Here is a 24,266-nt window from a genome sequence, read left to right as displayed (position 1 = left end):
GTGAGGAGGATTGGATTCATGAACAGACTCAACAGCACGAATCCGGTTGTCAAATATCTGAAAGACAACATCGGTATCATCATTGCCCTGGTGGCAATGTGCATTTTCCTGGTGGCATTCCCCACCACCCGCACCACCTTTATGACGGGTAAGAACATCTTCAATATTCTGCGCCAGAACGCCTCCAACCTGTTCCTGGCCACCGGCATGACCATGGTCATCATCCTCGGCGGCATCGACCTGTCCGTTGGTACGGTCATCGCCCTGTCGGGCTGCGTGGCCGCCGGTATCACCACCGCCATGGGCGGCGAGACCGCCGGCGCTCAGGCCGTTGCCGCCGTGGCCGGCTTTGCTGCCTGCATCGTTGTCGGCGGCCTGGTGGGTATGTTTAACGGTCTGATCATCAGCAAGACCGAGATTCCCCCCTTCATTGTGACCCTGGCTTCCATGAACATCACCAAGGGCATCGCCCTGGTCTACACCAACGGCGCCCCCATCCGCTGCATGACCGACGCGTTCAAGTTCCCCGGCGCCGGTTATGTCGGCCCCATTCCGGTTCCCGTCATTCTGATGCTGGTCGTCTTTGTCATCGCGGTGCTCATCGTCAACCGTACCCACCTGGGCCGTCATATTTACGCTGTCGGCGGCAACGCCCAGGCAGCAAAATTCTCCGGCATCAATGTGGAAAAAGTCAAGTTCTTGGTGTATACTTATACTGGTATTATGGCAGGTATCGCCGGTATGGTGGTGGCCTCCCGCCTGTACTCCGGTCAGCCCACAGCCGGTGACGGCGCTGAAATGGACGCCATTGCCGCGGTCGTCGTCGGCGGTACGTCCATGAGCGGTGGTTCCGGCCGCCTGGGCGGTACCCTCATCGGTGTTCTTATCATCGGTGTCCTGAACAACGGCCTGAACCTGTTGGGCGTCGATTCCAACTGGCAATACATCGTCAAGGGCCTTGTCATTCTGCTGGCGGTCTATGTGGACTTCCTGCGGAACAAGAAGGCCGGCAGATAACGACTTCCATGGAGCAACAGTCTCTCCCGCCCGGTGCGGGAGGGGCTTTTGCCCTATATTCGCATATGGAGACAAACGGCATGAAGCAATTCTGGAAATGGACCGCCCTGGTGCTGGCACTGTTACCGCTGACAGGGTGCAGCCTGACGGCGGAGCTGTCCGCTCAAAACGATCCCCGGATATTCGGGGCAACCTATATGACGCGGAACAACCCCTATTTTGACGTGCTCCACAACGCCATTGAAAGCGTTGTGGAGAGCAACGGCGACATTCTCATCGTCCGGGACCCCTGCCAGGATCAGCAGAAGCAGAATGAACAGATTCTCGAGATGATCGACGAGGGCATCTCCGTGCTGTTTCTCAATCCGGCGGACTGGATTGAGGTAAAACCGGCCCTGGAGGCCTGCCGGGAGGCGGGCGTGGTGGTCATCAACGTGGACACGGTGGTGCAGGATACAGAGTATGTGGTGTCGGTGGTGGAAACCGACAACTATCAGGCCGGCGTCTTCTGCGCCCGGGAAATGATGACGCAGATTACCGAGGGGGATATTCTGGTTTTGGGAAATCCGGTGCAGATGTCCATTGTCAACCGTATTCAGGGGTTCGTCGACACCATCGGCGACAATCCCAACTTCCGGGTCCAATATGTGGAGACGTCTGCCGGTGAGTTTGAAATCTCCGCGGATGTGGTCAATGAGATAATTGCACAGGAGGGCGGGCAGTTTGACTTTGAGGTGATTCTGGGCGGCAATGACCCGTCGGCATTGGGCGCGCTGGCCGCGTTGCAGCAGAACCGGCTGGAGGATGAAGGCGTTCTGATCTACGGCATCGACGGTTCTCCGGACTTCAAGGCCATGCTGGAGCTGGGATACGTTTCCGGCACCAGTACCCAGAGCCCCGGCACCATTGGCCGGGTGGCAGCGGAGACGGCCTACGCCTATCTGGACGGCCAGACCGTGGAACCGTACATCAGCATTGAACCACATCTTATCACAGAGGATAATTTGGAGTATTATGAGATCAACGAATGGGAATGAGAGCAACCAGCGGCGCATTTGGACGCTCCAGGGGGCCATGCTGGCCCTGAACTGCGTCGCCGTCTTTGCCATCTGCTTTTTCGTATACGACACCACCCAGCGCATCTGCGCCCAATACAATGCCCGCACGTTTCTGGATACTGTGGTGACTATTCCGGCGGACCCCAGGGAGGACCTGCTGTTCTGCATGGTGCTTATGGGGGTTCTGGCGGCGACCTTTGTGGCCCGGATTCTGTGGCTGGAGCACCATCAGGGACCGTGGACGGCGGTGACACTGGCGCTGGATGTGGTGGTCTGCGCTCTGCTGATCTACCGCCTGGACTTCAACTATAACGGCGTAGTGCTGCTGGTCTTTGCCAATGTGGTGGCCAACGTCCGTGACGGCAAGGCCAAGCTGCTGGTGGCGGCATTGGCCATCTGCGGCTATCTGCTGGCCGATTACAATCTGCTGTCCATCTATCTGCCGCTGTATCGGGTGTCGGACTATATCCAATACTATACGGCCGACGTCCAGCAGTACCTGTTCAGTATCAATAATGTGTTGACGTCGCTGAATATTGTCCTGTTTGTGGCCTATTGCATCTGCGTAATCGACTGGCAGCGGGGCACCATTGAGAAGGTCAACCAGCTCTATGAAGAGCTGCAATCGGCCAACCAGCAGCTGCTCCAATATGCCGATATGTCCGAGCGCATGGCCCAGACCCGGGAACGCAACCGGCTGGCCCGGGAGATTCACGATACGCTGGGTCACACGCTCACTGGCATTGCCGCGGGCCTGGATGCCTGTCTGGCCTTGGTGGAGGTGTCGCCGGAGCAGACGAAAAAGCAGCTGGAGCTGCTGTCCAAAGTCAGCCGCGAGGGCATCAAGGATGTGCGCCGGTCGGTCAATGAGCTGCGGCCCGACGCCCTGGAGCGGCTGAATCTCCGGCAGGCGATTGAGGAAATGGTCCAGGCCATGAGCCAGATTTCCGATGTGCAGATTCACTTCCAGACCGATCAGGAACGGCTGCAGTTTGACGCCGACGAGGAAAACGCCATTTATCGCGTCATTCAGGAGGGCATCACCAACGCCGTCCGCCATGGCCATGCCAAGGAAATCTGGATTACCCTCAGCCGCCGGGAACAGGAAGTGCTGCTGGTGATCCACGACAACGGCGTGGGTGCGGCGGAGATCAAAAAGGGCTTCGGCACACGGCACATGAAAGAACGGATTGAAATGTTGCAGGGGACTGTGACCTTTGACGGTTCGGATGGATTCACCGTCACAGCCCGCATCCCCATCCGATGGAGTGAAACGTATGATTAAAATTCTCATCGCCGACGACCAGGAGCTGATCCGCCAGAGCCTGGAAATCGTTCTCAACAGCAAGCCGGATTTACAGGTCATCGGCGTGGCCGCCGACGGCCAGGAGGTCATGCAGTGCGTCCGGCAGCAGCGGCCCGACGTCATCCTTATGGATATCCGTATGCCCAAAATGGACGGCGTTCAGTGTACCAAGCTTATCAAGGAGACATATCCGGAAATTAAAATTGTCATTCTGACCACCTTTGACGACGATGAGTATGTGTTCAATGCTCTGAAATACGGCGCCAGCGGCTACCTGCTCAAGGGCGTTTCCATGGACGAGCTGGAAAACGCCATCAAGGTGGTCCACAGCGGCCGGGCAATGATCAACCCGGATATTGCCACCAAGGTCTTAAAGTTCTTTTCCCATATGGCCCAGGCCGACTACACCATCCCAGTGGGGACCCGGGCCGTGGAGGAACTGACGAAAACCGAATGGAAGATCATCGCCCAGGTGGAGCGGGGCGCCACCAACAAGGAGATTGCCGAGGTCATGCGCCTGTCTGACGGTACGGTGCGCAACTATCTCAGCTCCATCCTCAACAAGCTGGAGCTGCGGGACCGGACCCAACTGGCCATCTGGGCTGTCCAGAGCCATGCGTCCCAGCGGAATCTGGACTGAGGGGGAAGCGGATGAAACGAAAATGGATCGGTGTGCTGCTGGGGACGGCGGTGCTGGCCGCCGTGGCCGGCGGCGCCGCCTACGCCAGTGGGGAACGGGAAGTGGTGCTGGAATTCGGCATGTTCACCGGCAGCTATTGGGACGTGGCCAACGCCAACAGCTTTACCATCATCGACCAGGCCATTGAGACCTTTGAAGCGGCCCATCCCGGCGTCCGCATCCACTACTACAGCGGCGTGGACAAGGACGATTATTCCGAGTGGTTTTCCCGGAAACTCCTGCGCAACGAGACGCCCGACGTGTTTATGGTCCTGGGCTCCGATTTTCACCAGTTTACCTCCATGGGCATTCTAAAGGACCTGGGACCGCTGATGGCGGCGGATGACACCTTTGACGAAAGCGCCTACTTTACCAGCGCCTTTGTGTCGGGCCAGTACGGCGGGACCCAGTATGCCCTGCCCTACGAGACGGTGCCCACCCTTATGTTCGTCAACCAGACGTTGCTGAACAAGGAGGGCATCACGGTCCCGGACGAAAACTGGACGTGGGAGGAATTCTATAAAATCTGCCGCCAGGTCACCCAGGATATCAACGGCGACGGCATTCTGGACCAGTTTGGAACCTACAACTACGGCTGGCTGGAGGCGGCCCACAGCAACGGCGCCGACCTGTTCAACCAGGGGGGGACCCAGAGCTATTTCGGTGACGAAAAGACGGTCCAGGCGGTGAAATTCATCGCGCAGCTTCAGGAGCTGTACCAGGGCCAGACCGTGACCCAGGAGGACTTCAATGCCGGTAAGGTGGCCTTTATGCCCCTGACCTTTGCCGAGTATCGGACCTATAAGACGTATCCCTACAAGATCAAGCGCTACAGCAATTTCCAGTGGGACTGCATCACCATGCCCGCCGGTAGCCAGGGAGACAACATTTCCCAAGTGGATACGCTGCTCATGGGCATCAGCGCCAACACCCGCCAGACACAGCTGGCCTGGGAGTTTTTGAAGCTGCTGACCTGTGATCCCACCATCCAGACGGAGATTTTCCGCCAGTCTCAGGGGGCGTCGGTGCTGAAATCCGTCACCGGCTCCCGGCAGGTGGAGGCCATTTTGCAGGAGGATATGGACGAAGGCGACCGCGTCATCAGCGGCGCGCTGCTGAGCCGTGTCATTGAAGAAGGCTGCATCGAGCCGCAGTTCAAGAAGTACGAGCAGGCCATGTCCCTGGCCAACAGCAAAATCAACACCCTGCTGGATGCCGACAATGTGGTGGACAGCGAGATGAAAATTCTCCAGCATGAGGTGGACGCCTACTTGCAGCAATAGGACAACCGTTGCCACGGAGACCAGTCCATGCTATCATGGAACCAACTGGAACGGCAGGAAGGCAGGTAACACCTCATGCGCAAAATCAACAGCGGCGTGATGAAACGCTTTAATCTGATGCAGGTGGTCCGGACGGTACAGCGCCGGGGCCCCATCTCCCGGACGGCCCTGGCCGAACAGCTGGGACTGACCGTGGCCACGGTCACCAATCTGTCCAACGGTCTGGTGGAAGCCGGGATTCTGTGTCAGGCGGGCCACGACAGCACCGGGGCGCTGGGACGGCGGGCCGTCATGGTGGATGTCAACCCCTGCGCCTTTTACAGTCTCGGCGTGGAGATGAACAACTGTAGTCTGGTGGTGGGCCTGGCCGATTTCCGAGGGAATATCCAAGCGGTACGGGTCATGGACTTCGACGCCCAGCGGGGCGTGGAGGAGACCTTGCAGGAGCTGGAAACCGTGATTCGGGCGCTGCTGGCCGATCAGCGGGTGCCCCTGGAGCGGGTCCTGGGTATGGGGATGGCCCTGCCGGGGCCGTTGGATTCCAAGGCCGGTGTTCTGCGCAGTCCCCCCAATATGCCCCTGTGGAAGAATGTGCCCATCTGCGAGATCCTCTCCCGGCGGCTGAAGATGCCCGTCTGCTGTGACCGGGAGACCAACGCGGCGGCCCTGGCCGAATCGCTCTACGGCGTTTCCGCCGGACGGGAGACGTCCTATATGCTGGGGCTCTTCACCCGGGGCATCGGCGGCGGCTGCGTGTACGGCGGCCGGGTTCTGCGGGGCTTCTGCGACGGCGCCGGAGAAATCGGCCACACCACCGTGGTCACCGGCGGCGCGCCCTGCGCCTGCGGCGGGTACGGCTGTCTGGAGACCGTGGTCTCCGGCGACGTGCTGGTGGAGCTGGTCCGGAAGCGGTGGCGCATGACGCTGGACCCCCGGGCCGCGTCCCAAGGCCCCCATCTGACGCTGGAACAGGTCTTTGATCTGGCGCAGCAGGGGGAACCCATCTGCCGCCGGACGGTGGAGGAAGCAGCGGCCTATGTGGCCATGGCGCTGCGGAATATCATCAATACCATCAGCCCGGAAATCATTGTCCTGTCCGGTCCCATGGCCTTTCAGGCGGGCTTTGCCGACGCCATCCGGGAGCAGGTCCGGCGGACACCCTATCCGCCCCACGGCCACACGGTAGCGGTGGAATTGACCGCTTTTGGCGACCGGGCCTTTGTCAAAGGCGGTGTGACGCTGGCCATGGACGCCTTTTTGGAGGAGGCCGTTTTGTGCCGGTGCGGCGGCTTGTCCACCGACGGAGACGAGGCAATTGTGCTGAATTCTTAAAATCAACTTGTAAATGTGTGCAAAATGCTCCGTTGAACTCCGCGAGTTCCTATGGTACAATGAGTTTGCACAGAAAAAATGGCATTATTTATTAAAATGAATTTATAAATGGCGGTACCGAAGCCAGCGGTTCCGCTGGAAAGGGTGAGTCAATGTGAAGAAGGGCATCTGCTGCGCGGGAAACATTCTGGTGGACATCACCTATCCCATCGAGACGTGGCCCCGGCAGAGTGAGTTGACCCACATCACCGAGGGCATCTGTCATACCACCGGCGGCGCGGTCTGCAACACGGTGGTGGACCTGGCCCGGCTGGACCCGACGCTCCATCTGGTGGCGTCCGGTGCCGTGGGATATGACCCAGAGGGGGAGCTGGTCATGGAGGAGTTCGGCAAATACAAGAACATCGACCTGTCCATGATTCGCCGCACGGGACGGACCTCCTTTACGGCGGTTATGAGCAACAACCAGACGAAGGAACGGACCTTCTTCCAGTACGCCGGTGCCAACGCCCAGTATGACGAGACGTACATCGACTGGGACAAGCTGGACGTGAATTTGTTCCACATCGGCTACATTCTGCTGCTGCCTGCCCTGGATCGGGAGGACCCGGAGTACGGCACCGCCATGGCGCGACTGCTCCACGAAGCCCAGCAGCGGGGGTTCAAGACGTCCATTGACGTGGTCAGCGAGGCCGGTGACCGGTTCCGTCGTCTGGTGACCCCGGCTCTGCGGTACACCGACTACTGCATCATCAATGAGCTGGAAGCCCAGCAGACCACCGGCGTGGTGCTGCGGGACGATGCCGGAACGCTCCACCCGGAGCACATGGAAACCGCCTTGCGGGCGCTTTTCGACCTGGGCGTGTCCACCTGGGCCGTCATCCACTGTCCGGAGATGGGCTGCGCCCTGGACGCGGCGGGAACGTTCCACCGGGTTCCCAGCCTGACGCTGCCCAAGGGCTACATTCAGGGTACTGTGGGCGCGGGCGACGCCTTCTGCGCCGGTATCCTCTACGGTGCGGAGACGGGCATGGCGTTGGATGCGGCACTGAAGCTGGCCGCTTGTACGGCGGCGGCGTCTCTGAGCCGTCCCGGCGCGTCCGATGGTGTTGGCACGGTGGAAGAGGTCATGAAACTGTATGAGCAGTACGGAGGGAATGCGGAATGAAACAGGCGGTTATGTACGGCGGCGGCAATATCGGCCGCGGATTTATTGGTGCGTTGTTCAGCCAGGCTGGCTGCGCCGTCACATTTATCGATGTGGCCGAGCCGGTGGTGGAGGGCTTGCAGAAGCGGGGTGCTTACCCTGTCCGCTACGTGTCCAGCCAGGGCTATGAGGATGTGATGGTGTCGCCGGTGACGGCGGTCAACGGCAACGACCAGGAAGCCGCCGCCGAGGCCATCGCCGCCTGTGATATCATGGCTACGGCCGTGGGCGCGAGAATCCTTAAATTTATTGTGGGGAATATCGTGGCGGGTCTGCGCAAACGCTGGCAGCGTACCGATATGCCGTTGAATATCATCATCTGTGAAAACCTCATGGACGCCAACCGGATTCTGGAGCGGATGCTCAAGGAACAGCTGACGGAGGAGGAGTGCCGGAAATTCGACGAGACTGTGGGCTTGGTGGAGGCATCCATCGGCCGCATGGTGCCGGTGCAGACCGAGGAGATGAAGGACGGAGACCCGCTGCGGGTTTGTGTGGAGCGCTATGGCTATCTGCCGGTGGACGGGGCCGCCTTCAAAGGACAGCCGCCGGAGCTGCCGGGCATGGTGCCCTTCGCGCCCTTTGATTTCTACATCAAGCGCAAGCTGTACCTCCACAACATGGGGCATGCCACCTGCGCCTATTTGGGCGATCTGCTGGGACTGCCCTACATCTGGCAGGCCATCGACAACCCGGACATCCGCATTCTCACGGAGGGGGCCATGGAGGAAAGTCTGATGGCCCTGTCCAAGCGGTATGCGGTCCCCATGGATCAGCTGATGCTCCACAAGATGGACCTGCTGCGGCGGTTTACCAATCGGGCCTTGGGCGATACCTGCGCCAGAGTGGGCGGCGATCCGGGCCGGAAGCTGTCGCCGGAGGACCGTCTGGTGGGTGCGGCCAAGCTGGCTGTGGACATGGACGTGATGCCTGCCTATATGGCTGTGGGCGCTGCCGCCGGTGTGCGGCGCTATGTGCAGGAGGCGGGCTGGGAGAAGACGGCAGATGCCTGCCGCAAAGTCCTGGCTGAGGTGTCCCAACTGCCAATGGATCACCCCTTTACAGCACTGGTGGAGCAGTTCTACGGCAAAATCCTGGACGGCTGCACCGTGGCTGATTTGCGTCGGGCCGCCGACGAGGTTCGGGGCGCGGCGCTGCACAATATTGTTTGAATCCGATCAAAACAGGGCGCGCTGCCGGTGGCAGCACGCCCTGTTGCGCATTAGGATGGAAGTTACGGTTCGGAAAGACGCGTTACATCCCGAATCCAGCGGCCGGACCGCAGCCGGATGAGGCCCACGGTAAATTTGATGAAATATTCGCTGACCATGCCCACATAGACCCAGAAGATGCCCCATTCCAGCACCAGACCGAAGAGGGCCGACAGGGGAATGGACACGCACCACATGGGAATCAGATCGATGACTGTGGCCGTCCGTACATCGCCGCCGCCTCGGAGAACGCCGACAATATTTACGGTCTCAAAGGATCGCAAGGCCAGCAGGGAACCGATGAACGTCAGCATCATCGTTGTGATGCGTCCGGCAGCGGGGGACAGGTGGAAGAAAGGGTACAGCAGGTCCGGGAACACCAGCCAGGCACAGGCCACCATGGGCAAGCCGATGACAAGGCCGCAGAAAAAGCCCAGGGTGTCCAGGGTGGCGCCGATTTCATAGACTGAGTCCCGCCGTCCCGCACCGATTTCCCGGCCGATGATAATGGCCGTGGTACCGGCAATGGCAAAGACGATGACGGTGCAAAGGTCCTCCACGTTGCCCGCCAGGGCCCGGGCCGCCAGAATCTCCGTGGAGCCCTCCATATGGCCCATGACCACCTTGTACATGGACGCGCCGACGCCCCACAGGGTTTCGTTGAGGACCACGGGGCCGGAGTAACGGAGGAATTTCTGAATCAATACCTTGCCGGGCCGCACCATCAGCGCCGGTTTCATGCGGAACCGCCGGTTGGTCAGGGCGTAGCTGATCATAATGATAAATTCCAGAATCCGGGACAGCAGCGTGGCGAAAGCTGCGCCCCGCACGCCCATGGCCGGTGCGCCCAGGTTGCCGAAGATAAACACCCAGTTGAGGAAGGTGTTGGCCGCCATGGAACAGGCAAAGACGATGGTGCCCAGCTTGGGGTTCTCCATGGCCCGGTGGGCGCCCACATAAATGCCCGTCAGACTGTTGAAAATATAGGAGAAGCCCACGATACGGGCGTATTGGGCCGCCAGGGGCACCAGTTCGGCGTTGTCGGCCAGCAATCCCATGAGCTGCACCGGAAAGAAAAACATCACCGACGCGAACAGCAGGGAAATGGCCCCGGCCACATAGGCGCCCAGACCCATGACCCGGTTGATGGAGTCTGTATCCCCTTTGCCCCAGAACTGGCTGATCAGTACCGACGAGCCGCTCTGCAATCCGAAGATAATCAGCTGAATGATAAACACCGGGATGTTGGCCACCAGCACCGCTGCCAGGGGCGCTTCTCCCAACGCGCCCACCATGAAGGTATCCACCAGACCCAGCAGGGTGGTGCACAGGTTTTGCAGGACGATGGGCAGGGCCAGCTTTGCCACATTGCGGTAAAACGCGCCGCCGCGGTTCAAATAGGAGAACAAGGAATCACCTCATTAAGATTTGTCTGCGTGTCATGGACCAGTATACCCGATTTTCCACCGTCGGGCAAGATGCAGTTGCGTTCGTGAAGCACTGGTTTTTTTAAGAAATTCCCGCCGTACTCTTTTCCAAAGCAGTAAAATATGATATACTCAACTACAGAACTCTAACGCGATCTGTAGCGAGAAAGGTAACGATCAAATTGTTATTTCGTAAATTGTTTTTTGCCATGCCGCCGGGTCGATGGCTCCTGCGTATGGTCCAGGGGATCCTGGTGGGCAGCGGCGCCATTCTGCCGGGTATCAGCGGCGGTGTTTTGTGTGTGCTCTTCGGCATCTATCAGCCTATGATGTCCTTTTTTGCCCATCCCATCGGCAACTTTATGCGGGTGTTTCCCCAGCTGTTTCCGGCGGGCATCGGCTGGATGATCGGCTTCTTTGCTTTTGCGAAACTGGTCAACGTCCTGTTTGCGGCCAATGCCGCCGTGGCTATCTGGCTGTTCATCGGCCTCATCGCCGGGTCTTTCCCCAGTCTCTGGCGGGAAGCGGGCAAACGGGGCCATGGCCGGGGCGGATGGACGTCACTGGCGGTCAGTGCTGTTGTGATGCTGCTGTTTTTCAATATACTGGAGCGGGGCACGACCTTTCACATCCAGCCCAATCTTCTGTGGTTCACCTTCTGCGGCGTCCTGTGGGGATTGAGCGTGGTGGTGCCTGGCATGAGCTCTTCGTCCACCCTGATTTTTCTGGGGCTCTTTGAGCCCATGACCGCCGGTATTGCCGCCTTTGACATGGGTGTGGTCCTGCCGATTTTTGTCGGCGCGCTGGCCACGGTGGTGCTGCTGAGCCGGCTGGTCAATTACATCTTTGCCAACTATTACCGGTTGGCGTTCCACGTGGTGGTGGGCTTTGTCGTGGCCTCCACCGTGGCAATCATACCTACGAAGTACGGCGACCCTGCTGTGATTGCGGCCTGCGCCGTTTGCAGCATTATGGGATTCGCCGTAGCCTGGACACTGGAAGGACGGCGCAAGCCCCGTCAGGAAGGAACGGTGGGCTGACCCATCGGGAATTGGAGGCTTTATGTACGATATTTTGATCATTGGCGGCGGTCCCGCCGGCGTCTCCGCGGCGCTGACGGCCCACAGCCGCGGCAGGACCCCCCTGGTCCTCAGCAACCCCATTGAGAGCAACCCGCTGGCCCGGGCCGAACGGGTCAGCAACTATCCCGGCATGCCCGACGTGACGGGCCAGACCATGCTGGAAGTCATGACGGCCCAGCTGGACGTGGCCGGTATTGAGCGGGTGGAGAGTAAAGTGGTGCAGATCATGGCCCTGGGAGACCGGTTCCTCTGTGCCGCCGGGTCGGAGGTCTACGAGGGCAGAGCGCTGATTCTGGCCATGGGTCATATGCCCCAGCGGGGCCTGCCCGGCGAGCAGACGTATCTGGGCCGGGGACTCAGCTATTGCGCCACCTGCGACGGTATGCTGTACCGCCAGAAGACGGTGGCGGTCCTGGGCTTCGGCGCGGAAGCGCCGGAGGAGGCCGCCTTCCTGGCCGGAATCGGCTGCAAGGTCCTGTACTTTGGCAGGGGTCCCAAACCGGACCGGTGGGATGACGCCCTGGAATACCATCAGGCGGCCCGCTACGCCATCCAGGGCGACGGCGACCGGGTCACCGGGCTGGAGGCCGACGGCTCCCTCTACGCGGTGGAGGGGGTATTCCTCCTGCGGGACAGCGTGGTGGCCGATAGTCTGCTGCCGGGTCTGGAGATGCACGACGGCCACATCGGCGTCGATGCCGCTATGGCTACGTCGGTGCCCGGCGTCTTTGCGGCCGGAGACTGTGTCGGAAAGCCGTATCAGGTGGCAAAGGCTGCCGGTGAGGGCAATATCGCGGCGCTGTCGGCGGACCGGTGGCTGACGGCCTCGACGGAAGGAGTACAGTGAGTATGGCAATTTTGCATCTGAACCAACAGAATTTTGATGACACCATTGAGCATGGTGTGACGCTGGTGGATTTTTGGGCCACCTGGTGTGGCCCCTGCAAGATGGTGGCTCCGGTGCTGGAGGGACTGGCCGGGAAATACGACGGGAAAGCCACCGTCGCCAAGGTGGATATCGATGAGAACCCGGGCTTGGCCCAGCGGTTCAACATCATGAGCATTCCCACGGTGATGGTGTTTCAGGACGGCCGTATTTTGGAGCAGACCGTGGGCGTACAGCCGGAGTCTGTCTATGCCGGGCTGCTGGACACGGCTCTGGAGGGATAATGCAAAGAGGGATGCCGTCGTATGCGGCATCCCTTTTCTAGCCGATTCCGGCGGTGCGTCCGGGCGGCTGCCCCGGTGTGGGTAGAACCTACGAATATCGACAAATTTTACATGGAAAGTTTATCATCCTTTACAGTTGAAAAAATCAGAAAATAGGGAATAATAAAGAATAGTATAAAATGGCGGCATCTAGGACCATTTATGTTTTGAATAACAGGAAAGGGGCATATCACACTATGCAGCAACTCAAGGAGCGCATTCTCAAAGAGGGCAAGGTTCTGCCCGGCAACATCATCAAGGTAGACGGATTTTTGAACCATCGGATCGACACAAAGCTGATGCAGGATATCGCCGACGAATTTGCCCATCATTTTGATCTGCGCCAGGTGTCGCTGATTCTGACGGCAGAAGCCAGCGGCATTGCATTGGCCACCATTTGCGCCCATCGCTGGGGTCTGCCCATGGTGTTCGCCAAGAAGGCCAAGAGCGACAATATCGAGGGCGGTCTGTATCAGAGTGATATCTTCTCCTATACATATAAGAAGAAAGTCACGCTGCTGGTCAGCAATGAGTGGATGAAGCCCACGGACCATGTCCTGATCATCGATGACTTTATGGCCAATGGCGAAGCTGTCCGTGGTCTGTGCGACATTGTCAAAAACGCCGGCGCCACGTTGGTGGGCGTCGGATGCGCCGTGGAGAAGGGCTTCCAGGGCGGCGGAGACCGGCTCCGTGCCGCCGGCATCAATCTGAAGTCCCTGGCCATCATTGAGCGCGCCGACGAGAACGGCATCATCTTCCGCGAGGAGTAAGCGCCCCGAAAACTGCAACCCAACCGCCCAAAGTTCCGTTTCTATTGGTAGAACCCCAACAAAAGGAGGTATGCTGCTATGAAATGGAACAGCTGTCTGATGGCCCTGCTGGTGCTGCTGACGGTTACGGCCTGCACGCCACAGGAAGAGGAGGCGGTCAGTGCAAAACCGGTCCTCTACCTTTATCCGGAACAGGAGACCGATGTCACGGTGGAACTGGACCATGACGGACCGTTGACCGCCACCTATCCAGCCTATGAAGCTGGGTGGAACATCCATGCCAAACCAGACGGGACCCTGATCGACCCGGAAACGGGCAGAATGTATTACTGTCTGTTCTGGGAAGGCGTTACGGAAACGGAGTATGACTTTTCCGAGGGCTTCTGCGTGGCGGGCGCCGATACGGCGGACTTTTTGGAGCAGGCACTGGCGGAACTGGGGCTTACGGAACGGGAGGCCAACGAGTTTCTGATCTATTGGCTGCCGCAGATGGAAGGCAACGCCTATAATTTGATGGCATTTCAGACGGAGGCCTACACCGACCATGCCCGTCTGACCATCACACCGGAGCCAGACAGCATTCTAAGGGTATTTCTGGCCTGGAAACCGGTGGAGGAGCCGGTGGAAGTGCCGTCCCAAACGTTGGAACCGTTCCAAAGAGAAGGATTTACAGTTGTGGAGTGGGGAGGCTGCAAAGTCCCCTAGTCTGACAAAAGGAGAGAATATAGTTTGTCGAAACAATCGATTCTGGTTCTGGACTTCGGCGGTCAGTACAATCAGCTGATTGCCCGCCGCGTCCGTGAATGCAACGTGTATTGCGAGGTCAAGCCCTATACCATGTCTCTGGAGGACATTCGCGCGTTTGACCCCATGGGCATCATCTTTACCGGCGGCCCCAACAGCGTCTATGATGAAAAATCCCCCCAGGTGGACCCGGCTATTTTTGAACTGGGTGTACCGGTCCTGGGTATCTGTTACGGCTGCCAGCTGATCGCCCATAACTTGGGCGGCCGTGTCACCGCCGCCACCGACGATTCTGCCAGAGAGTACGGCAAGACCGAGACGTATTACAATACCGATTGTCGCCTGTTCAAGGGTCTGCCCAAGCAGGGCGTGTCCTGGATGAGCCATGGAGACTATATGGAAAAGGTGCCCGAGGGCTTCCAGCTGGTGGCCCATTCCGACGCCTGCCCCAATGTGGCTATCTGCGACGAGACCCGGGGGTTCTATGGCGTCCAGTTCCATCCGGAGGTCAACCATACGGAGCACGGCACCGATATGATCCGGAACTTCCTCTATGAGGTCTGCGGCGCCAAGGGCGAGTGGACCATGGGCGATTACTGCAAGACGGCCATTGCCCAGATTCGGGAGAAGGTGGGCAGCGGTAAGGTGCTGCTGGCCCTGTCCGGCGGCGTCGATTCCTCTGTGGCGGCGGCTCTGTTAGCCGAGGCTGTGGGCAGCCAGCTGACCTGTGTCTTTGTGGACCATGGCCTTATGCGGAAAAATGAGGGCGACGAGGTGGAGGCTGCATTCTCCAAGTGGGACCTGAATTTCGTTCGTGTGGATGCCGAGGCCCGGTTCCTGGAGAAGCTGGCCGGTGTGGTAGAGCCGGAGAGCAAGCGCAAAATCATCGGGGAAGAGTTTATCCGTGTCTTTGAGGAAGAGGCAAAGAAGATCGGCCGTGTGGACTTCCTGGTCCAGGGTACCATCTATCCCGACGTGATTGAGTCCGGCGCCGGTGATGCTGCCGTCATTAAGAGCCACCACAATGTGGGAGGTCTGCCGGATTATGTGGACTTCAAGGAGATCATCGAACCCCTGCGAATGCTGTTTAAGGACGAAGTCCGTCAGCTGGGCCGCGAACTGGGGCTGCCGGAGTATCTGGTCATGCGGCAACCGTTCCCTGGGCCCGGTCTGGCCATCCGCATCATTGGCGACATCACAAAGGAGAAGGCTGATATTCTGCGGGATGCCGACGCCATCTACCGGGAGGAAATTGCCAATGCAGGTTTGGATCGGAGTATCAACCAGTACTTTGCGGTGCTGACCAATACCCGCAGTGTCGGCGTCATGGGTGATGGCCGGACGTATGACTATACCTTAGCCCTCCGCGCTGTGACAACGTCGGACTTTATGACCGCCGACTGGGCACGGATTCCCTATGATGTGCTGGACCGTGTGTCGGTGCGCATCGTCAATGAGGTCCCGAATATCAACCGGATTTGTTATGATATCACCAGCAAACCGCCCGCCACAATAGAGTGGGAATAATTTTCAAAACCCGAAAAGCATTGAAAATACAGTGGTTTTGGTAAATTGGATGGTGTTTTGACAACACTATGACAACACTACGGTTCAGAAGGTGTTGCCATTGCTATTGCCAAATAATTGTTACAATAGAAGTGCTCTGCCTCCGTTTTGGTAGGCAGAGCACTTTTTTCTATCTGGGAGAGAGTCTGTCAATCAGTTCCAGCAGATAGCGGATATTCTCCAGAATGTAACTGCTCTCACTGACCGTTTCCAGCCGCTTCAGTTCAGCGGTCATCTCTGTGAGATACTCCGCCAGATATTTTTGAATCCGAACGTTGGGGCGGACGGTGATCTCGTCATTCAGAAGCCGCTTGATAATAAAGTCCTGCTTCAACATCCCCGAGGTTTTGACCTGCATATCGAGCCGCTGGCCCTCCTCGGGAGAAACCCGGAAGGCTACGGTTTTACAGCGCCAATGCCCTTTGGGATCTCTATTTTTCACCGACAAACTCCCTGCCTCCTCTCATCATATCATCCAGCTGCCGGGCAATGATTTCATCTTTATTGGCATACCGATGGGAATAGATCATGGTAATATCAGGGGATTTATGCCCGGCCCGCTTTGCAATATCCATGACCGATGCACAGCTGATATAGTTCATCAGAAGGCTGATATGAGAATGGCGTAATCCATGGATGGTAATGCGTTTGACACCGGCCTTGCTGGAGCCATAGGTCATGGCTCTGTGGAGTTCGGATTTTGACAGAGGAAAAATTCTGTCATCATCGTCAGGCTCATAAAGCGTGTCCATGTATTCCCTGATTTCCTCCGTCAGTTCTTGCGGCATATGTACGAGACGGACACTGTTTCTGGTTTTGGTCTTGCCGTTGGCCTGCTCCTCCTTGGAATAGCTGTTTCGGACATTCAAAATTCCGTTTTCCAGATCAACGTCTTTTTTCGTGAGGGCCTGAAGTTCGCCCATTCTCAGACCGCACCAGAAAAGCACCTGGAAGGCGTAATAGTATTGGGGCTTATCCTGAATGGCGGCGGAAAACTGCGAATATTCCTCCAGCGTCCAGAACTCGCGTTCCTGTTCAGCCTGTTTCGTTCCAATGCGCTCGATTTGCAGTACCGGATTGGAGGGGAGATTGTGGTAGGTAACAGCATAGTTGAGAATGGCCGAAAGCTGATTGTTGATGGCCCGCAGATATGTGGTTGAATATGACTTGCCGCTGGCCTTGGTCATGGACAACAGCCTGTCCTGCCATTCCCGAATGTCATTCCGGCTGATATCGAATACCTTCCGATGGCCGAAGTAGGGAACAATCTTTGTTTCTATGATGTTGGCCTTCATTTCTACGGTGCTTGCGCGTCTGCGGAGTCTTGTGAATTCCATGTACTCGGCAATCAGATCGACCATGGTCAGGTTCTCGTCCAGGGTCTTTTCCTGCCCAAGTTGCTGGACTACTTTGGGCAGTTCATCCCGCTGCCACTTGACGGCATCCCGTTGTAATTTGAAACCGCGTTTGCATGTGCGGTGACGTACCCCATCGGGAGAACGATAGCTGTAATCCACACGGTATTTTCCATCGGGGCATTTGTGAATACTGCTTTTGAAAAGATCCGTGTTCTGCTTACTCATTGGAAGCATCCTTTCCATAGATTTTCTGGTAAAAGTATTTTCGATTGGTCTTTCCATGAATGGTCAGATAGCCCTTCTGGCTCAGTTCATCATTGAGTTCCTTGATAATACGATAGGCGTATGCTCTGGATATGCCCAGTACTTCGCAGACCTCTTGCGCGGATACGAACAGGCAACGGTTTGTATTGATTGGATTACTCATAAGCGCACCTCCTGTGTGCTATATCTTAACAAAGTATCGTTTTTTACGCCATGATGTCACCTGGTCAGGGTCTTTCCAGTTTCTCTGGTACATACAGTCCCAAACTGGTTTCCAGCATCTCATCAATCTCAGCCATTTGCGATTGGCTCAGTTTACCGAGATATTTGCGAATTCTGCATTTATCAATGGTCTTGATCTGCTCCAACAGAACAATAGATGGGCCATGCAAAGCACCTGTGCCTGTTACAAAGTAATGGACAGGCGAGCCCCGGTGCTTGGCCAGCCGTGAAGTGATGGGCGCTACGATGATGGTAGGGCAGAACAAATTTCCAGTGTTGTTCTGAAGCACGACCACTGGACGTGTGCCTCCTTGCTCAGAGCCAATGCAGGGGTCAAGGTCTGCCAGGTAAAGATCACCACGGCGATAAGTCCAGTCCACATTGGAGGGAGTTCTGCGATCTGCTGTCCCATGTGTGGATGGGGGAGTGGAAGCACCACCTTTGCTGTTATTGGAATTGGAATCTTGCATTGGTTCCACTTCCTTCCGATTCATTGATGATATGTACAGTACAATCCAATGCAGCTGCACCATGGAATGAGGCACATTGCTATGCCGGGACATAATACAGCTGCAAAGATTGGAACATAAAACAGCTATGCTGGCAGAGAACAGCAGGTCTCGTCTCCGCTGGCGCGGCTGTCATAACTCCACGGACGCCGGGTATTCCAAGCGCCGCAGGGTTCCCCTCCAGTCTGTGAGGGGCCGTGAGGAAGTATCCTTAGCCCCCATGCCGTTGTCGCGGCCCACGGTGCCACAGTGGGTTTCAAACGGACGTTGTATCGCTGGGAACAGCGCAGCTGGTTCACCTCCTGGCGCTGTCCCGTTCCGGCGGCGTGTCTGATTCGCTCGGACATGGGTTATGTACGGACCTGCTGGTATGGAATTTTCAAGGTGCAGGGAAAAGGGTATAGTTCCCCTCAATGTGTAGGCATTGGGAACGGCCATTTGTTAAGCTGTTTTCAAAAAATTTATAATTTTTTTCAATCTCTGGGCAACTGCACTTCGGGAGCACTTCCAAAACCGGGCCACATCAGCCTGCCGATACCCATCCACAAACAGCAGGGTCAATAATTCCAGATCTTTGATGTTGAGTTTGCAGAGCCGTTGAAACAGCTGTGGATCTTCGATAGTAGATAACCAACCGTAACGATTGCGGTCAATGTCGCTATTATCCCAACGATAGGAGAGAGAGTCAAACTTATGGAAGAGACAGTACAGCTCACTCTCTTTGTCGCATTGTTCACTGGGCAGAGGCTGATTCCGGTTTTGATACGTCCGCTGGCTGCAAAACCACTGCCAATCGTATTCCCGGATACTCTGAATCTGCTCGTCAGTCATACCGGCATCCCGATAGTTCTTTTCCAGACGCTCCCACTCTTTTGTAAATTTTTTGAGTTCAGATGCGTAATGAAATCCCATGATAAAACCTCCAATTTGATTCAAATAAGCGGTAAGTGAATCAAATGGAGGCGGAGAACGGCAGCAAATATGGTAATTTGATCCAGAAAAACAGAAAGCAGCGCAGACGTCTCCTGTACGGACGTCTACGCTGCTCTTTTTGTTAGTATGAAGGGGCGTGATGCTAAAAAGTCGGGCAAGTGCCAAAAAGAAACGTCATAAACACACTGCTTTCACTAATTTACCAATGCACACATACTGCCAAATGTGCCAAAGGAGTTTTGTATATTTCTGGAAAGCAATATTTTATAACAACCAGGTCGAAAAACACCAGAACATATAGTGTCGGTCAACCGTTTTTTCGACATATTTTTGAAAACTGTGGAAAATGTTTTGACAATAAAAAATACTGGGATTGGAGATGACCTCCAAACCCAGTATTCCAATATTGATTTCAAAATTATATTCTCGGCTCAGCTTTTACGGGAGGGCTTTACATTGACAGCAGGATTGATCGTACCATCTATTTCTCCGTGCTTCTGCTCATAGGCCTGAATGCTTTCACGGATGAGTACCAGGATGTGGCTGTTGACAGAACGGCCTTCGTAGTCTGCCACAAAGCTCAGCTTCTCCAACATTTTTTCCTCAATTCGGATAGACACGCTTTTGATTGCCATAAACACACCTCAGATTAGATATATTATGTGTTCAGTTTATAGCTATCATGTGGTACTATGTTAATAATAGATATATGGTATATCTAAAATATATGATGTAGAGGAGAAGCGACTATGAAAGTGGCGGTGATTGGCTCTCGAGGACTGACGGTAAAAGAACTGGGGAAGTATCTACCTGCAGAGGTGACAGAGATTGTTTCCGGCGGAGCCAAAGGGGTGGATACCAGCGCCAGAGAGTATGCGGTGGCTAAAGGGATCAAGCTGATTGAGTTTCTTCCAGAGTATAAAAAGTATGGAAAAGCTGCTCCTTTAAAGCGGAACATTACTATTATTGAGTATGCGGATTTGGTTTTGGCGTTTTGGGATGGAAAATCCCGTGGTACAAAGTTTGTTATTGATCACTGTAAGAGCATGGGAGTGCCGGTGAAGGTTTTTGATCTCAATCCTTCATGTTATCACAGCTCTAAAATGGTCATTTTTGGCTGATACATTTAGGGATTGGCGTATGAATGTCAAAGATAGCTTGTTGCTTATTATGCTTTTGAGAGCTGAATAGAAATAGCTACAGTTAATCAAAACAGCAATAATTTTTCTTATTTATATTTCGCATAACGAGATGTGAAAATCTGTTGTTCTCAATTTCTGTATCTGATATAATAAAATAGTCGAATTTTCTGGTTGCAGATATCTGTTAAGATCATTTCACACAACAAACTCTGGAAAATGATAATTGACCAGAAAATGAGTGAGGCAGATATGCGCGTGCGGCGGGATGTGCTCCCAACACCATGACAAAGCTAAGTAGTGACAAAGATATAGAAGCTGGAAGCATTAGGAAAAGATTTGTAGTTTGTGGTGTGTTAGAGTTAGCATTAAAAAATATTATTTTAGACTATTGTCTAAGGATATGTGCATTTCTGATTAAAGGAGGGCATAAGATGTCGCGACTTGAAGATATAACGATTGGTTGCCAAATTGATGGTATTGTAGCCAGAGAGTCTGTTACTGTGGTGGCAGTACAATGGTACGGAAATGCAGTTTTAGAAATAACATTTAAAAATAGCAAGGGACAGCTGGCAAACCAATTATTATTGAGGGAAGCCGAGAGCCGTATTCACGTCTTGGATGATCATTTACCATGGAGCTTTGATGCTGATGCAGATCAAATGCGGCTTGCTTCTGAAGCCTATCGAATCAATTTAGCACATATTTTTGATCCGTATCTTGCTGTACATACTTCATCAATAGAACCATTGCCACATCAGATTTCTGCGGTATATCAGGAAATGTTGCCCAGGCTTCCCCTGCGGTATATTTTGGCAGATGATCCTGGCGCAGGAAAAACAATTATGACTGGCCTGTTTATCAAGGAGCTGATCGTCCGAGGCGACCTCAAGCGATGCCTTATCGTGACACCAGGTAACCTCTCTGAACAGTGGCAAGATGAATTGTATCGGAAATTTCACCTGCGATTTGAGATACTTACCAATGATCGAATTGAGTCGGCAGTCAGCGGCAATATTTTTACTGAAATGCCCTTTTGTATTGCACGGCTGGATAAGCTGGCACGCAATGAATCGCTACAAGAAAAGCTTAAAATCACTGATTGGGATCTGATCGTATGTGATGAGGCACACAAAATGAGTGCCACTGTGTGGGGGGGTGAAATCAAATACACAAAGCGTTTTAACCTTGGCAGGCTTTTATCTGACATTACCCGCAACCTACTCTTACTGACTGCTACGCCGCATAATGGAAAAAGCGAGGATTTTCAGCTGTTTCTATCATTGATTGACTCCGATCGCTTTGAAGGTGCAGCGAGATCTTCTAATCATGCCATTGATGTTTCTGATGTCATGCGCCGTCTGGTAAAAGAAGAACTGCTTAAATTTGATGGCAAACCGCTATTTCCAGAGCGGCGAGCCTATACAGTCAACTATGACCTTTCTCCCAGGGAAGCCCAACTTTATAAGCAAGTAACGGAGTATGTCCAAGACGAATTTAACCGGGCGGAAAAACTAACAAATGAGCGGAAAACAACAGTTGGCTTTGCGTTGACCGTTTTGCAGCGTAGGCTGGCTTCCTCACCGGAAGCAATTTATCAATCCCTGCGTCGCAGAAGAGAGCGACTGGAACATATTTTAGCTGAAGAAAAAATCGGGCGTCGTGGGGATAGATATAACCTTAAAATCAGTCTTTCTGATGACTATGATGAAGATGACTATACAGCAGCGGAGATGGAAGATGCTGAAGAGAATGTGGCCGACCGTGCATCCGCGGCCAATACCATCTCGGAGATGGAAGCAGAGATCCGAACATTAAAACATTTGGAACAGTTGGCAAATGCTGTTCGTGTTAGTGGAGAAGACCGTAAGTGGGATGAGCTCTCTCTTCTTTTACAGGAAGAAAAAAATATGTTCAGTCCGGAGGGGCAACGTGAAAAATTGATTATCTTTACTGAGCATCGGGATACATTGCACTATTTGGCCGATAAAATCCGCAATTTGTTTGGCAGCGACGAATCAGTTGTGACAATCCACGGAGGTATGCTGCGGGATGACCGGCGAAAGGTGGAAGAGCTGTTCAAGCAGGATAAAAACGTTCGTATTCTGATTGCTACAGATGCCGCTGGAGAAGGTATTAACCTGCAACGTGCGCATTTGATGATTAACTATGATTTGCCCTGGAATCCAAATCGCTTGGAACAGCGTTTTGGACGAATTCATCGTATTGGGCAAAATGATGTGTGTCATTTGTGGAATCTGGTCTCCCGGGAAACGCGAGAAGGTATGGTATTTCAGCGCCTGTTCTCCAAGTTGGAGGAGGAGAGGGAGGCTTTGGGTGGCAAAGTTTTTGACATTCTTGGAAAAATGACGTTTGACAATCGTCCGCTGCGTGATCTGCTGATTGAAGCAGTGCGATATGGCAATGACCCGGATGTACGGGCTCGACTTTGGCAGGTGGTAGATCACTCATTGGATCAGCAGGCATTGCGGGAACTGTTAAACGAGCATGCCTTGACTGAGGATACCATGGACATTCACCGCGTGACTGCTATCCGTGAGGATATGGAACGGATTGAAGCGCACAAGCTTCAGCCACATTTTATCGAAGCATTTTTTGTAGAGGCGTTCCGCTCTGTGGGAGGCCAGATTCGCCCACGGGAATCTGGCCGATATGAAATTACTTCTGTACCCTTTGCAGTGCGTAATCGGGATATGCAGATTGGCTTTGGCGAACCGGTTTTGCAGAGGTATGAACGGGTATGCTTTGATAAAAGCACTTGTAATCTTACCGGCTTACCGACTGCAGAATTGGTCTGTCCCGGTCATCCTCTGCTGGAAGCCACCATTGACCTGATCCGGGAGCGCAGCGTGGATGTGCTCAAACGCGGTACAATCTTTGTAGATGACAGCGATGACAGCGACCAGGCACGGCTGCTGTTTTATATTGAGGATTGCATTCAGGATGGTGTCATTTTGTCAGATGGTGGAAAGCGCGTGATCTCAAAGCAGGTTCATTTTGTGGAACTGCTGGAAGATGGTACCGCCCGCCATGCGGGCTATGCCCCATATCTGGATTATCGTGCAGCTACAGAGCAGGAGCAAACAGCTATCCGTAGCTATATCAGTACGCAGGATTGGCTGATATCTGGAGTAGAAGATCGGGCAAGGGGCTATGCAATTTCCCAAATTATTCCTCAACATTTTGCGCAAGTTCGACAGCATAAGCAGAATATGGTGGATAAGATTACAAGAGCGGTAAAAGAGCGGTTAACCGCTGAGATTCAATATTGGGACTTCCGGGCCGCAGATCTGAAACAAAAGGAAGCTGCAGGCAAAACAAATGCACGGCTCAATTCGCAAATGGCAGCCCGCCGTGCCGAGGATTTGGCTGCCCGGCTGCAAAAACGCCTGGCAGAGTTGGACAATGAACGTATGGTTTCTCCGGCACCACCGGTGGTCACCGGAGGCGCACTGGTGATTCCGCGTGGCCTTTTGGAGCGTCTGATGGGCCCATCCACCGTAGCGTCTTTTGGCGGAGTGGACAAAAAGACAGTGGAACTTATTGCCATGAACGCAGTGATGGAGATTGAACGAAAGCTGGGCTATTTGCCTCGGGATGTTAGTGCTGGTAAAGTAGGGTATGACATTGAATCCAGCATCCCAGAAGAACGACGTACCGGTACAAATGTGCTTCGGTTTATCGAAGTAAAGGGCCGGACCAAGGGCGCAACCACCGTGACCGTCTCCAAAAATGAAATCCTCACTGGCCTCAACAAACCGGAGGAGTTTATTTTGGCAGTGGTGGAGGTAGATGGAACCGACACCCATACAGTGTATTTAAAGAATCCATTCCGGAATGCGCCAGATTTTACCGCCACCAGCGTAAATTATGATTTGATGGACTTGATCCGCAATGCGGAGATTGTGTTCCAAAAATAAGGAGAG

Annotated in this window: 23 protein-coding genes; 16 read left to right on the top strand and 7 right to left on the bottom strand. The window is 54.7% G+C overall.

Annotated features, from left to right (window positions below; translation table 11 throughout):
- Positions 1-18 precede the first annotated feature (18 nt).
- From ACTQ33_RS02160 to ACTQ33_RS02125, 8 genes are all read left to right on the top strand, one after another.
- Positions 19-1,017 (top strand): ABC transporter permease, encoded by a 999-nt coding sequence (locus tag ACTQ33_RS02160; RefSeq protein WP_441461746.1) that lies wholly within the window; start codon positions 19-21, stop codon positions 1,015-1,017.
- Positions 1,018-1,097: 80 nt separating this feature from the next.
- A complete protein-coding gene (locus ACTQ33_RS02155) occupies positions 1,098-2,054 on the top strand; it encodes a substrate-binding domain-containing protein (RefSeq protein WP_441461745.1) in 957 nt (318 codons plus the stop codon).
- On the top strand, positions 2,032-3,360 hold the full coding sequence (locus ACTQ33_RS02150; protein ID WP_441461743.1) for a sensor histidine kinase: 1,329 nt from the start codon (positions 2,032-2,034) through the stop codon (positions 3,358-3,360). Before ACTQ33_RS02155 ends, ACTQ33_RS02150 begins: the two co-directional genes overlap by 23 nt.
- A complete protein-coding gene (locus ACTQ33_RS02145; protein ID WP_441461741.1) occupies positions 3,353-4,021 on the top strand; it encodes a response regulator transcription factor in 669 nt (222 codons plus the stop codon). Before ACTQ33_RS02150 ends, ACTQ33_RS02145 begins: the two co-directional genes overlap by 8 nt.
- 11 nt (positions 4,022-4,032) lie before the next feature.
- Positions 4,033-5,343, top strand: coding sequence for an ABC transporter substrate-binding protein (locus ACTQ33_RS02140; protein ID WP_441461739.1), 1,311 nt, complete (start codon positions 4,033-4,035; stop codon positions 5,341-5,343).
- A 75-nt stretch (positions 5,344-5,418) separates the two neighbouring features.
- A complete protein-coding gene (locus ACTQ33_RS02135) occupies positions 5,419-6,675 on the top strand; it encodes an ROK family transcriptional regulator (protein ID WP_441461737.1) in 1,257 nt (418 codons plus the stop codon).
- A gap of 154 nt (positions 6,676-6,829) precedes the next feature.
- Positions 6,830-7,843, top strand: coding sequence for a carbohydrate kinase family protein (locus tag ACTQ33_RS02130; protein ID WP_441461735.1), 1,014 nt, complete (start codon positions 6,830-6,832; stop codon positions 7,841-7,843).
- Positions 7,840-9,054 (top strand): hypothetical protein, encoded by a 1,215-nt coding sequence (locus ACTQ33_RS02125; protein ID WP_441461733.1) that lies wholly within the window; start codon positions 7,840-7,842, stop codon positions 9,052-9,054. Before ACTQ33_RS02130 ends, ACTQ33_RS02125 begins: the two co-directional genes overlap by 4 nt.
- Positions 9,055-9,116: 62 nt before the next feature.
- Here the strand turns inward: ACTQ33_RS02125 and ACTQ33_RS02120 are convergent, their stop codons facing one another.
- Positions 9,117-10,502: an MATE family efflux transporter gene (locus ACTQ33_RS02120; protein WP_441461732.1), complete on the bottom strand. Its 1,386-nt coding sequence runs from the start codon at positions 10,500-10,502 to the stop codon at positions 9,117-9,119.
- A 254-nt stretch (positions 10,503-10,756) separates the two neighbouring features.
- Between ACTQ33_RS02120 and ACTQ33_RS02115 the strand changes: the two genes are divergently transcribed.
- From ACTQ33_RS02115 to guaA, 6 genes are all read left to right on the top strand, one after another.
- The gene (locus ACTQ33_RS02115; protein WP_441461731.1) at positions 10,757-11,560 is read left to right on the top strand and encodes a DUF368 domain-containing protein; all 804 of its coding nucleotides are present in this window, start codon (positions 10,757-10,759) and stop codon (positions 11,558-11,560) included.
- 22 nt (positions 11,561-11,582) lie between these two features.
- Entirely contained in the window at positions 11,583-12,449 is an 867-nt protein-coding gene (locus ACTQ33_RS02110; protein WP_441461730.1) for an NAD(P)/FAD-dependent oxidoreductase, read from the top strand.
- 2 nt (positions 12,450-12,451) lie between these two features.
- Positions 12,452-12,772, top strand: a complete 321-nt coding sequence (gene trxA, locus ACTQ33_RS02105) for a thioredoxin (RefSeq protein ID WP_441461729.1) — start codon at positions 12,452-12,454, stop codon at positions 12,770-12,772.
- Between the two features lie 236 nt (positions 12,773-13,008).
- The gene (locus tag ACTQ33_RS02100) at positions 13,009-13,584 is read left to right on the top strand and encodes a xanthine phosphoribosyltransferase (RefSeq protein WP_441461727.1); all 576 of its coding nucleotides are present in this window, start codon (positions 13,009-13,011) and stop codon (positions 13,582-13,584) included.
- Positions 13,585-13,662: 78 nt separating this feature from the next.
- The gene (locus ACTQ33_RS02095) at positions 13,663-14,289 is read left to right on the top strand and encodes a hypothetical protein (protein ID WP_441461725.1); all 627 of its coding nucleotides are present in this window, start codon (positions 13,663-13,665) and stop codon (positions 14,287-14,289) included.
- A 24-nt stretch (positions 14,290-14,313) separates the two neighbouring features.
- Complete coding sequence (gene guaA / locus ACTQ33_RS02090; RefSeq protein ID WP_441461723.1) at positions 14,314-15,855, top strand: glutamine-hydrolyzing GMP synthase; 1,542 nt, start codon at positions 14,314-14,316, stop codon at positions 15,853-15,855.
- A 169-nt stretch (positions 15,856-16,024) separates the two neighbouring features.
- Here guaA and ACTQ33_RS02085 read toward each other — a convergent pair whose 3' ends face one another.
- The 6 genes from ACTQ33_RS02085 to ACTQ33_RS02060 all read right to left on the bottom strand — a co-directional run bounded on the left by ACTQ33_RS02085 (position 16,025) and on the right by ACTQ33_RS02060 (position 19,815).
- Positions 16,025-16,336 carry a plasmid mobilization protein gene (locus ACTQ33_RS02085; protein ID WP_441462033.1) on the bottom strand — a complete coding sequence of 104 codons (312 nt, stop codon included), beginning with the start codon at positions 16,334-16,336 and terminating at the stop codon, positions 16,025-16,027.
- Positions 16,326-17,477, bottom strand: a complete 1,152-nt coding sequence (locus ACTQ33_RS02080) for a tyrosine-type recombinase/integrase (protein ID WP_441461721.1) — start codon at positions 17,475-17,477, stop codon at positions 16,326-16,328. The genes ACTQ33_RS02085 and ACTQ33_RS02080 overlap by 11 nt, the downstream gene beginning before the upstream one ends.
- On the bottom strand, positions 17,470-17,679 hold the full coding sequence (locus tag ACTQ33_RS02075) for a helix-turn-helix domain-containing protein (RefSeq protein ID WP_441461720.1): 210 nt from the start codon (positions 17,677-17,679) through the stop codon (positions 17,470-17,472). Before ACTQ33_RS02075 ends, ACTQ33_RS02080 begins: the two co-directional genes overlap by 8 nt.
- A 64-nt stretch (positions 17,680-17,743) precedes the next feature.
- Positions 17,744-18,208 (bottom strand): type II toxin-antitoxin system PemK/MazF family toxin, encoded by a 465-nt coding sequence (locus ACTQ33_RS02070; protein WP_441461719.1) that lies wholly within the window; start codon positions 18,206-18,208, stop codon positions 17,744-17,746.
- A 480-nt stretch (positions 18,209-18,688) separates the two neighbouring features.
- Positions 18,689-19,159: an RNA polymerase subunit sigma-70 gene (locus ACTQ33_RS02065; protein ID WP_441461718.1), complete on the bottom strand. Its 471-nt coding sequence runs from the start codon at positions 19,157-19,159 to the stop codon at positions 18,689-18,691.
- Positions 19,160-19,611: 452 nt separating this feature from the next.
- Entirely contained in the window at positions 19,612-19,815 is a 204-nt protein-coding gene (locus ACTQ33_RS02060; protein WP_441461717.1) for an Arc family DNA-binding protein, read from the bottom strand.
- A gap of 114 nt (positions 19,816-19,929) precedes the next feature.
- On the opposite strand from ACTQ33_RS02060, the gene ACTQ33_RS02055 reads away from it, so the two are divergent.
- Together ACTQ33_RS02055 and ACTQ33_RS02050 are read left to right on the top strand one after the other, a co-directional pair.
- On the top strand, positions 19,930-20,301 hold the full coding sequence (locus ACTQ33_RS02055) for an SLOG family protein (protein WP_441461715.1): 372 nt from the start codon (positions 19,930-19,932) through the stop codon (positions 20,299-20,301).
- A gap of 452 nt (positions 20,302-20,753) precedes the next feature.
- Complete coding sequence (locus ACTQ33_RS02050; protein WP_441461713.1) at positions 20,754-24,260, top strand: helicase-related protein; 3,507 nt, start codon at positions 20,754-20,756, stop codon at positions 24,258-24,260.
- Positions 24,261-24,266 lie beyond the last annotated feature (6 nt).

Origin of the sequence: Candidatus Avoscillospira sp. LCP25S3_F1 (assembly GCF_052117125.1) — a bacterium.
Taxonomy (GTDB): Bacteria; Bacillota; Clostridia; order Oscillospirales; family Oscillospiraceae; genus Avoscillospira_A.
The sequence above is the reverse complement of the archived record's forward strand: the minus strand, read 5'-3'. Positions and strand labels throughout refer to the sequence as shown.